The organism is Paraburkholderia sp. EG304 (assembly GCF_046543485.1).
GTDB classification, from domain to species: domain Bacteria; phylum Pseudomonadota; class Gammaproteobacteria; order Burkholderiales; family Burkholderiaceae; genus Paraburkholderia; species Paraburkholderia youngii.
Genome location: NZ_JBKGUA010000100.1, coordinates 1 through 10,904 on the forward strand (window position 1 = coordinate 1; position 10,904 = coordinate 10,904).

At 58.9% G+C, this 10,904-nt stretch carries 6 protein-coding genes and 6 pseudogenes; 8 read left to right on the plus strand and 4 right to left on the minus strand.

The features are described 5' to 3' along the window. Positions 1 to 244: 244 nt before the first annotated feature. The 3 pseudogenes from tnpC to ACLFKU_RS40790 form a co-directional block, all read left to right on the plus strand. A pseudogene (tnpC, locus tag ACLFKU_RS40780) lies at positions 245 to 1,233 on the plus strand (IS66 family transposase); the annotation flags it as partial. Continuing rightward, positions 1,234 to 1,400: pseudogene (locus ACLFKU_RS40785) on the plus strand (IS110 family transposase); the annotation flags it as partial. 440 nt (positions 1,401 to 1,840) lie between these two features. Beyond that, positions 1,841 to 2,071 (plus strand): annotated as a pseudogene (locus ACLFKU_RS40790) (IS5/IS1182 family transposase); the annotation flags it as partial. 497 nt (positions 2,072 to 2,568) lie between these two features. Here the strand turns inward: ACLFKU_RS40790 and ACLFKU_RS40795 are convergent. After that, the gene (locus ACLFKU_RS40795) at positions 2,569 to 3,195 is read right to left on the minus strand and encodes an H-NS family nucleoid-associated regulatory protein (protein WP_410852994.1); all 627 of its coding nucleotides are present in this window, start codon (positions 3,193 to 3,195) and stop codon (positions 2,569 to 2,571) included. A gap of 781 nt (positions 3,196 to 3,976) precedes the next feature. On the opposite strand from ACLFKU_RS40795, the gene ACLFKU_RS40800 reads away from it, so the two are divergent. From ACLFKU_RS40800 to ACLFKU_RS40815, 4 genes and pseudogenes are all read left to right on the plus strand, one after another. Then, positions 3,977 to 4,993 carry a 1-aminocyclopropane-1-carboxylate deaminase gene (locus ACLFKU_RS40800; protein ID WP_410852995.1) on the plus strand — a complete coding sequence of 339 codons (1,017 nt, stop codon included), beginning with the start codon at positions 3,977 to 3,979 and terminating at the stop codon, positions 4,991 to 4,993. A gap of 342 nt (positions 4,994 to 5,335) precedes the next feature. Next, positions 5,336 to 5,461 (plus strand): annotated as a pseudogene (locus ACLFKU_RS40805) (IS110 family transposase); the annotation flags it as partial. 207 nt (positions 5,462 to 5,668) lie between these two features. Then, positions 5,669 to 5,872: a hypothetical protein gene (locus ACLFKU_RS40810; protein WP_157646550.1), complete on the plus strand. Its 204-nt coding sequence runs from the start codon at positions 5,669 to 5,671 to the stop codon at positions 5,870 to 5,872. Positions 5,873 to 6,645: 773 nt separating this feature from the next. Further along, complete coding sequence (locus tag ACLFKU_RS40815) at positions 6,646 to 7,458, plus strand: IS5 family transposase (protein ID WP_410852996.1); 813 nt, start codon at positions 6,646 to 6,648, stop codon at positions 7,456 to 7,458. A 6-nt stretch (positions 7,459 to 7,464) separates the two neighbouring features. Here the strand turns inward: ACLFKU_RS40815 and ACLFKU_RS40820 are convergent, their stop codons facing one another. The 3 genes and pseudogenes from ACLFKU_RS40820 to ACLFKU_RS40830 all read right to left on the minus strand — a co-directional run. Continuing rightward, the gene (locus tag ACLFKU_RS40820) at positions 7,465 to 7,812 is read right to left on the minus strand and encodes a porin (protein ID WP_410852997.1); all 348 of its coding nucleotides are present in this window, start codon (positions 7,810 to 7,812) and stop codon (positions 7,465 to 7,467) included. 245 nt (positions 7,813 to 8,057) lie between these two features. Then, positions 8,058 to 8,628, minus strand: a pseudogene (locus tag ACLFKU_RS40825) (DDE-type integrase/transposase/recombinase); the annotation flags it as partial. A 527-nt stretch (positions 8,629 to 9,155) separates the two neighbouring features. Next, positions 9,156 to 9,270 (minus strand): annotated as a pseudogene (locus ACLFKU_RS40830) (IS6 family transposase); the annotation flags it as partial. Between the two features lie 941 nt (positions 9,271 to 10,211). Here ACLFKU_RS40830 and ACLFKU_RS40835 point away from each other — a divergent pair. After that, positions 10,212 to 10,832: a carbonic anhydrase gene (locus ACLFKU_RS40835; RefSeq protein WP_026229228.1), complete on the plus strand. Its 621-nt coding sequence runs from the start codon at positions 10,212 to 10,214 to the stop codon at positions 10,830 to 10,832. Positions 10,833 to 10,904: the final 72 nt, after the last annotated feature.

A 10,904-nucleotide genomic window follows, 5' to 3' on the forward strand; every position in this document is an offset into this window, starting at 1 on the left:
CCAACGTCCTGGAGCCCGAACTCGACCAGAATTAACAAGGAAATCTACAATCAACACCGCGCAACGCCCAACCCCGCCGAATCGGTCACGTTCCCGAAATCGGCGGTCACGTTCGCCGAAATACGCACATCTGAGCTCTGCGCGACTGTCGATGCTGCTTGAGGGCATCGACTAGCGACAGCCCCGTCGCACTGCCGCATTATGGATGGTGTAAACCGCGCGGCAGACTCGTAAACTACGGCGCATGTCGAACCGCGCCGATCTTCCTGATGATGTCGAGCTCCTGAAGGCCTTGCTGGTTGAGGCCCGTAGCCTGCTTGCCGAACGCGATGTCGAGATTGAGCAGCTCAAGGCGCAGATCGACAAGCTCAGGCGCATGCAGTTCGGTCGCAAGTCCGAGCAGCTGCAGCGGCAAATCGAGACGCTCGAGACTCAACTTGAGGATCTGGCCGCCGGGAGCGACGTTGTGGATGTGCGGCGTGCGCAGGCCCGCGGTGCAAATGCGTCGATCTCAAATGCGACGACGGACGAAGCGGCTTCCAGGCAAGCGCTTCGCGCGCATCTGCCGCGCGAGGATCATGTGCTGAAGCCTGAATCAAGTTGCCCGGATTGCGGTCAACCAATGCAGGTGCTCGGCGAGGACGAATCCGAACAACTCGCCCGGGTCGCGGCGGCGTTCAAGGTCATTCGTACGATCCAGCGCAAACTGGTTTGCCCCTGCTGCAGCACCATAACCCAGCCGCCGATGCCCGGTCTGCCGATCCAGCGGAGCATCGCCCATCCGAGCTTGCTGGCAGACAGCCTCGTCTCGAAGTATGCAGACCACCAGCCGTTGTACCGGCAGTCGGCGATCGCGGCGCGCGACGGCGTGACGCTTGACCGGGCCAGTATGGGCCGCGGGGTCGGCCAGTGCGAGGCACTGTGCGCTCCGCTAACAGATCCGCTGCGCCGCTATACGATGGCCGCGACCAAGCTCCACGCGGATGACACGCCGATCCCGGTGCTCTCACCGGGCAACAGGAAGACCCGCACCGGCCGGCTATGGGTCTACGTGCGCGACGATCATCGCTCTGGCTCGACGCAACCTGCTCAGTCTGGTTCGCGTACTCGCCGAACCGGCAAGGCATCCATCCTCAAACCCATCTCGCCAGTTTGAAAGGGATTCTGCAAGCGGACGCTTACGCGGGCTTCGACGAATTGTTCCGCGATGGCTTGATACGCGAGGCGGCATGCCAACTCAAGCGCGCCTTGTTCCTATCCGCCTTCGCAGGCCTTGCGAGACCCCCGTTTCGCGACCGTATTACGCACGCAAAGTCCAGCAGGGCAAGCGACATAACCAGGCACTCATCGCGCTGGCACGACGACGCTGTGATGTCCTGTTCGCCATGCTGCGTTGGGGAGCGCCTTGTTCTACTGGCGCTTGCCATTCCGAGCTAGTGCCACGGCGTGATGCTGGCCTTTACCGACGTCGACACCGATGAAGACATCGACGACGTCATGTTGTTGGAATTCTTGCATCGAAACTGCGACTGGCAGCGAGAATTATCCCGGGCCTGGCTGGCCAAAGCCTCAATTATCGAGGCGGGAAGATAGTAACGGGGGTGTCTGGCGCTGCGCGACAGACAGTCCTTTGCCCATCGCACCTACTGTTTCGCAGAAACAGCTACAGCTGGAGTCTTCGGGCTCCTGGGCGACGCCTCTCCTACCGAGCTAATGGTGCGGCCAGTTAGGCATCCGGCGGACTCAACGACTGCGGCGGAAAAAAGCGCTCAAGCGCGGCCTCGTCCAACGCGATCGCCCTTCAGCAGGCCACAGGACCAGACTGACAAGATGGCGCCCCGACCAAGGAGACACCGGCGCAGGACCTGCACAGACTGCACTGGAAGGATCGAGCTACAGGTCATCAAGGTTCCGGAGGCGAAACGGGCTTTGTCTTGTTGCCACGCGCGGGGTAGTCGACCGCATCTTCCGCTGGCTCAACGGCTTCCACAGGCTGGCCAGACACTACGGGCGATCGGCCGAGACCCTCGCTGACTCGCGTTTCGTTATATTCTCCGTGCCTATGCTCATCCAATTTTCATCCCTTGGCAAAAGGGCATTACGCGCTCTAAGCAACTGCCATTACGTCCTTCCCTCCCCGGCATCACTAGACCTTTGGTCAGCGGGCCCGGCACATTTCCACCCCTACCCAACGGGTGGTCAGTTCTACGACAGCATTCCCCATTGCGAGTGCGGCAAATCGCTCATCCCGGAGCAATTGCACAGGAAAGGGTCGGAGACTGGCACGACGCCCGATTGGAGGAACTGCAGCCGAGTGCAAGAACAACGCTTGGCTGCGGAGGTATATCCCGCAGCCCCGTCGGTCTCCTAGATATATCTGAGCAGGTGCACTGACGATTGCTGCCGTTTGCGGCGCAACGTCCGCAGCAGCGGTCGTCGACTTCGCCGAGCGATTCGATGCACACCTCGCCGGAGGATAGCCGACAAATCGCCACCACCAGTCTCCGAGGCACTCTTTCCGCATCGGTGCTGAGGTATTCCTCGCCGCCGCCTTATTGCTCCGCCGCCTTATTGCTCCGCCGCCTTATTGCTCCGCCGGCTTTTTGTTGCTGCCTTCCTGCTTGCGGCTTTCTTCGCAGCAGCTGTCTTGCTGGAATGGACTGCTTTTGCCACCTTTCGAGAATGTGCGGGTGTCTCGGCCGCGGAGATCAGGAACTTCGTGCGGTCTCTGGCACCTGCGATCCACGACGGCGTACGACCACGCCCGCTCCAAGTCGCTCCTGTCCTAGGGTCCTGATAGATGTGAGGCTGCGGCTCCTTGACTTTCTTCTCAGACTTAAGCGTTTTCTGAGCAGTCGCTGTTGAATTCGTCGTAGTGTTCGTCACCAGAAACCTGGTGCGGTCTTTCACCTTAGCGATCCAAGCCGGTGCTCGGCCACGACCGGACCAGTTCGCCCCCGTCTTTGGGTCGGCGTACTTCGTTGCCGAGGCCTCCCGCTCCGCCAGTGCGGTCGCGCCGAGTCTGCGGCCGCGTCGTCTGCCCAAAGACGCCTCAATATCAGCAATAGATAGAGAGTGCTGTTCCAGCATACTGAGGATTTTCCCGATCGCTGTTGCCGAATCTCTCTTCTCTAACGCTGCTGCCCGGGCTCGGAGCTTTGCGATTTTTGCCTGGACGGCTTCCAGCGTAGCCATGCTTGTTTTCCTTTGGATAGAATGAGTAAGCCGCACTATGCCATATCGCCCAGCGAACACAAACAGCATTGCACGGCTTGCCGACTTAATACACCTTGAAAAGAATACCTTTGGCTATTCAAAAACACGGACTTCTCGGTCTGCGCCCGTGGATAAGGCGACAATTCGCATATAGCGAAACGATCAATCGTTCGAAATGGGAAACAGTGTAACTCGCGATGCGCATGTCATCCGCGCCCCATCGTCGCTTTAACACGTAAGATGCCCGTCGACGCCGGGAGCGATAGCGAGAAAAACCTGTCAAAAGGCTGTAGCACAATTTCTGGTGCCCGCCTCGTTGGACTCGAAACGTACAACACACATGATGGCGAAAATGCAGGGACTGCGGACGAAGGCAGCGAAATCAGGCCATACCCGACGCATCGCGTGCGGCAGAACATTTCGCAGGCCCGCGGTCATTTGCGGCGATCGTGACTACCTCACCGACAAATCGCCAACACTTGCATGATCGTGGCATAAAGCCAGTGATTGCACAGCGAAGAACCGACGATGGTAACGGTCTTAGCAAATTCCGCTGGTTGGCAGCACGGACTCACGCGTGGCTCTGCAACGTCCGACGTCGTCGTATCGGCATCGACCGTCGCGGCTATATTATGAAGCAAGCGTTCGTCAGTTTTTGCTTGCTCGCTCATCTACTGGAACATATTCAAAGGAGAGGAGTCACATCTTTGAACTGGCCTCTTACCATGAACTCTCGGAAATCACCCACCACGGAGCCTCGATGAACCTGCAACGATTCCCCCGCTACTCGCTCACCTTCGGGCCGACGCCGATCCAGCCGCTGAACCGTCTGAGCGTGCATCTCGGCGGCAAGGTCATGCTTTATGCCAAGCGCGAGGACTGCAATAGCGGCCTCGCGTTCGGTGGCAACAAGACCCGCAAGCTCGAATATCTGATCCCCGACGCGCTCGCGCAGGGCTGCGACACACTCGTGTCGATCGGCGGAATCCAGTCAAACCAGACGCGCCAGGTCGCGGCGGTTGCCGCGCATCTGGGCCTGAAGTGCGTGCTCGTGCAGGAGAACTGGGTCAACTACCCGGATGCGGTGTACGACCGTGTCGGCAACATCCTGATGTCGCGCATGATGGGCGCCGACGTGCGGCTCGTGCCGGACGGCTTCGACATCGGCTTTCGCAAGAGCTGGGAAGACGCGCTCGACAGCGTGCGCGCTGCCGGCGGCAAGCCGTATCCGATTCCTGCGGGCTGCTCGGATCATCCGCTGGGCGGGCTCGGCTTCGTCGGCTTCGCCGAAGAGGTTCGCCAGCAGGAAGCCGAATTGGGTTTCAAATTCGACTACATCGTCGTGTGTTCGGTGACGGGCAGCACCCAGGCGGGCATGGTGGTCGGTTTCGCCGCCGACGGCCGCGCCGAGCGGGTAATCGGCATCGACGCCTCGGCGAAACCGGCGCAGACGCGCGAGCAGATCACGCGCATCGCGAAGCGGACCGCCGAGAGCGTCGAACTGGGCCGCGACATCACCGCCAAGGACATCGTGCTCGACGAGCGCTACGGCGGCCCGGAATACGGTCTGCCCAACGACGGCACGCTCGAGGCGATCCGCTTGTGCGCGCGGCTCGAAGGCATGCTGACCGATCCGGTGTACGAGGGAAAGTCGATGCACGGCATGATCGACAAGGTCCGTAACGGCGAATTTCCGGCCGGCTCGCGCGTGCTGTATGCGCACCTGGGCGGCGTGCCGGCGTTGAGCGCGTACAGCTTCATCTTCCGCGACGGTTGACGGGTTTAGGGGCCTTAGGCGACGGGCGTCGGCGGTCCGGGGTTCAGGCCCGACTTCAATCAGATACGATTGCCGCGTTCGTTGCGACGTCGAGTTACAGCCGCGTCAGCTGCGCGGAGTCGTCGCCGACATTGCGTATCGAAACGCTGCTGGCTTCTCACGTGCGGGCACTCAAGGCATTTCGCGGCATGCCCACGGAGGCCAAGTCCGAATGAAAGGGGCTTCGTCCGCAATCAGGTGCCTGTTGCGGACGATGGCATCAAGGCGCCACGATGTGGTTCTCGCACCTATCAACTCCCTCGAAGGGGCAGTCCACGGCGATCGTAAAGCTAGGATTTTGATCTGGCCACGAATGTCTGTGCGCTGCCGGCGACCGGCAAGCCCGAATTGGTACGCCCGGAAATTCGCCGCACTCGGTTGCTTGAAGGTGTGGCATCTTTACCTCCTTGTCTTATCGGGATGGGCAGCTGATCCGGCGCGCATCACTGGGCACGCGAGTTCGAGAGGCTAAGGCTCACGACGCGCCGCTTGCACGGTGCACGAAACACGCACCGAATTTATCGCACCGGCGTACAGACCGTTTCGTGGCTGACGATAAGCTCGGCTTCGAACAGCAGTTCCTCGATGTCGTGCAGCCTCAACTGAAACAGGTAGTACCAGCACACCGCGCAGCTGATGACCGCAGTTGAAGACGATAACCGTGATAAAGCGATTTTCCATCCTTCATCACGCGATCTTACTCGACCAATTCAGCAACGTGACAGTGGCAAGCTTACTGATCGAGAGGGTGTAGTCGCGATCGCCGCCTTGGTTCTCTTCCTTTCAGATGCCGACACCTCGACGTTATCCTCACGGGACGACTTGGCGCCGACGCGGTGAGCCTTTTCGTTGTCGGGCTGTCCGGCGTTTGATCGGGATGGCGCTCGCCTTCACGTCGGAATTCGTAGTCGCCTTTGCCGCTCACGCTCCAGCCTACGGTGCGCGCCGCTTTCCGCCGTGCCTTTGGGACGAACATCGCTACCACTAAAGAAGAGTGAAAAGCGTGAACGTCACCAACTACATTCAATTCGACGGCGACGACCCTCGACACCGCAAAGGGCGCGGGCCTCGCCTCCACTATGGACCGCGACATGGACATCAAAGTTGTTCGCGTTGGTCCTATCTCACGTCAGCGGATTGGAAGGCCGCTATATGGTAACAACCGCGCGCGCGTGCGACCTTGTCAGATGTTCGACAATGTCGGGAATGAAACAACGCGTTGAAGATGATCTCGTTGTTGCGCAAGCATTTTTGGATTGGTACGACACTTGCGCATCTCACGCCACGCAAACAATAGGAGAAATCCATGGTTAGACTCAGCGCTCGCGCCAACGGCCACGCTCGATGCTTTCGGCAGACACAAATACGCGCTGTCTGGCACAGAACCACCGGCATATCGACCTCAGCCGCCCAACGAGCTGTCAATAGCAAGAGGCGGCACGCGAGCATAATGTTGGCTTATAACGACGTAAGGCACGCAACTGACCACCGTCGCATTCTATCTGTTGCCGGCAAACGGCATGCGAACTCATTAAAAGAATCAGACCTATGCCGAAACTGATGATGCCTAGAGCGTGTTAGGAACTTCGATTGAGACCTGTTATCCTGGCGGGATGAAAAGAACAGACCGCAAAGGGTATCCGACTGATGTGTCGGATGAGGAATGGAGTTTCGCGGCGCCGTATCTGACGCTGATGGACGTCGACGCGCCCCAGCGCAAATACGAACTGCGCGACATGTTTGATGCGTTGCGCTGGATGGCTCGTGCCGGCGCGCCGTGGAGGATGCTGCCCAATGATTTCCCGCCGTGGGAGCTGGTGTATCAGCAGACTCAACGGTGGTTGCAGGCGGGCTGCTTTGAGAGCATGGTGAGCGACCTGCGCTCGGTGATACGCGTGGCACAGGGCCGTCGGGGACAGCCCAGCGCGGTCATCCTCGATGGCCGCACGATACAGTCGACCTGCGAGAGCGGCCCGCGTGCGGGTTATGACGGTTATAAGCGCAAGCGCGGTAGCAAGGTACATATGGCAGTAGACACGTTGGGACAGTTGCTGGCGGTGCACGTAACCCCAGCCAATGAACAGGAGCGCGCACAGGTAGCTGAGCTTGCGCGGCGGGTCCAGCAGGTAACAGGACGAACGGTCAAGGTGGCATTTGCCGATCAGGGATACACGGGCAAAGAGCCAGCGCAGGCTGCATTCGACGAGGGTATTGACCTTCAGGTGATCAAACTCGAAGAAACGAAAAAGGGTTTCGTTCTGCTCCCCCGGCGGTGGGTGGTCGAGCGCAGCTTTGGCTGGCTCAACCGTTTCCGGCGTCTCGCACGTGACTATGAACGGCCCCCCGAAACTCTCGCCGGGCTTCATTTTGTCGTCTTCGCAATGCTCATGCTTGTCCACGCCGTGCCAGTACTTCAAAGTTCCTAACACGCTCTAACCCCGCGTTGACGTTGCAATCAGCATAGAGGGCGTCCAGATGTCGTTTAGAACCTCGTCTGCAAGCCGACGCGACCGATGAACTGCGACGGACCGCTCGACGCGACCATCACGTCGTTGATCTGTGCGTTCGCCCCTTTGGTTTGTCCGCTGGTAGACGGCAGCCACGTAGACGCTGGTTCGCTTCGACAGGAAGTACTTCAGCGTGCCGGTGAGCTGATGTGCATGGTTGTTGTCGACTACCTGATTGCCCTTCATGTACATATACGCCCCACTCAACACCCACTCTGGCGCCATCACCCACATGCCACCCAGCTCCGCCTGCCAGACCGACGCGCCGTTCATTTCGTTACGCACCGCCGTATAGAGCGCGTTCGCACTTTCCTTGTCGTGACAGAACTCCTATTTGCACCTCAGCCCGCGTAGCTTCGTGTCGCCTGCCGACTTCATAAAACACGGGCTTGAGGCCCAGAGGACAAGGGATACGGCTGCATATCCCGGGGCTGCCGCGAATTTAGATCTTGGCAGCTTCGCAGGCGCTGTCACGTCAAGGCATTCTAGACGCAAGAGCGCAGAGGAGGTACATTTCCTCAGAAATTGGACGGATCGTGGGTGGGCCCAGTGAAGCGATGCCACCCGGTAAAGCGTGCGGCGAGTTGTTCGCGATACACTGATGCACGCAGTAAATGTCGCTTGAGCGCGAAGTGCTGACGAATCGGAGCTAAGCTCGATAAGAACGCTTGTGTGCGATCAGGATCGCGGAAACCACGCATCCGGCGCTCGCGCTCACCCGTAGGTTGATGGCTGTCTTCGGCGCAGTAGTTCACCCGAGCACTGGCTTTGACGAAGACGCGTTTGATCTTTGCCAGTTCGGGAATTTCGGCCTTCGCGGCCGGATAGCTGCGCAACTGCTCGATGACCATCCTTCGTGGCGCGTCGGGACAGGCTACCAGCACGCGGTTGAACAAGCGCTCTGCTACGCGGCCTTATCGCGACGTTTCTGCAGCAGGATGTCGAGTTCGGCGCCGTGCTGGCCGACTGCCCGCCAGGGAGCAGATAGCGCTCGCCGAGCAACGTAACGAAGACTTCGTCAAGATGCTATGTGCGGCCGGGTTTGCGACGAGCCGCTTTGACGCAATCTGCGAACCCTGCGCCGAATTTGATAACCAGTAGACCGGCTACCCGCCATCAAATTTTTTGATGGGTTATATGGGAATTTTTTAATCCTCACAGAGGAACGCTGCACTTAGTGGCGCCTCTCAACTTGCACCGGCATTGTCAGGTTGACGGTAGGCCAGCGACAGAATGAAGTGGTGAAGAAAACGAAATCGCTTCATCACGGGCACAGCTTCCCTGCCATCGTCATCAGCTGGGCGGGTCGGTGAGGTTTTCGGGTCAGCCTGAGCCTTCTGGACGTCGACGAGGTGTGGCTCGAACGGGGTGTCGCGGTCACTATGAGACGATCCGCTGATGGCGCGAGAAGTTTGGCGCTCGATTCGCCCAGCGCGCCAAAGCAGCGCTGTCCAAGCCGGGCAGAGGGCATCAGGACGGGATGTTCGTGACGCTGCGCGGCAAGCGGTATCTGTTGCGCGGAGCACGGCGCTGAACTCGACGTGCTGGTGCAAAATCGGCGCGATAAGGCCGCAGCAAAACGCCTCTTCCGGAAGGGGTCGATCGGGATCGGAATGAGCGTGCCTCGATGTCGCGCAGGCTGAGCTGAAATCGGAAGTACCACCGGACTGCGTGGCAGATGACCGCCACCGGAAAGCGGTGATCGTGGTAAAGCGACTTTGCATTCTTCATCCCACGACGTTACTCGACCATCCCGGCAACGTGACAGTGCCGACCAAGCGAGACTACTGAGAAGCAGGCCATCAAATTAATTTATGCTTCGCAGGTCCTATTGAGGTCTGTTTTGCTATATCTGATCAATATATCTAAAGCGCAGTTGGTTTCCTAAGGCATTTGACGACACAATTGCGACACAATGACTCCCCTACAATATCCAGTAGACTTTTCTGTTAAGGAAACCTTAATGACTGGACCAAATGCATCGAAATTCTCATCAAGCTCAACACCAACTGTTGGCGCACAACACTGTATGAGATCGCCATCATGGAGGAATCTTCTGCCGGAGCGAGGACAAATGGAAGTCGGCACGGCGTCCGTCGATCAAATTTTTGGCTGGCAAGGAACCTCGCGAAAACACTTTGGGCGCTAGCACAAGCTGCTGAGCCAGTCCTGTCGGCATCGGTGTTCTCAGCCCCCATCAAGGACCTCTTCAGTTGTAACACCCGGTTAGCAAGGAAACGCTGGAAATGAAACGCCTCGCGTGGGCGATCGGAGAGGACGCTCGAAATACCTTTCGGACGCTCATGCATACTGCCACGGGACGACCCCGCGCGGCCGAATGGCCGGCGCGTCGTCGTGATAGATAGATGCCAGGGGATATCAAGACCAGTCCATCGGATCACGGCAAGGCGCGGAGAACGTTTCCTGCGCAGTAGCCCGTCTCCAGCTCCAGAGCGGTCGCCCGCTGATTTTCCCTATGTGCGAGCACTCTCCTAGTGTATGCCGGCCGGGACGCGCGCACTGCTTAGGTTGATTGACGGGAGACGGCGAAGTCCGCGCTACGTATTGGCATCGTTCCGGTTTCCTTTTTTTCGAGCGACCGGCCATTTTCTTGATAGAAGGCTATTCGCAAGCCTTGATCGAAGCCAACAATCTGATTGGAGTCTCGACTCGTGAATCTTCCAAAACGCATGCTCGTCGCCAATGTCGCGTGGGCCCAAGAAATGGGACGGCGCGAACCAAACTTGTTTCGCGCGCTAGCCATGGGGCAGAAACCGCAAGTGCTCTGGATTGGCTGCTCAGATAGCCGCGTACCCGCCGAAACCATCACCCACTGCGCGCCGGGGGATCTGTTCGTTCATCGCAACATCGCTAACCTTCTTCATCTCGACGACGACAACACCATGAGTGTGCTCGAATATGCTGTGTGTGAGCTGCGGGTCGCGCACATCATTGTCTGCGGACATTACGGATGCGGGGGCGTGCGCGCCTCGCTACTTCCACCAGCCGACACCCTGCCGCACTTCAACCGCCGCATCAGGCCGCTTTGCGCACTCGCACACACGCATCACGCGGCGCTCGCTCGCCTGCCATCGGAAGAGGCACGCATCAACCGGCTCGTCGAACTTAATGTACTCGAACAGGTACGCCTGCTGCGCGAGCATCCGCTCGTGCGTGAGCGTGCACCCTCTCCCCTTGTGCACGGCTGGATCTTTTCACTGAACGACGGCCAGTTGCGCGAACTCGAGTCGGGCTTCGAGCCTGAAACAACGAAGGCAATCGCCCCCGTCTGACCCGTCTCTCCAGATCGCTCCGCTTACCTCGTTCACCAAAAAATCGCAGTCGCACAAATTTGGCGTCGGGGT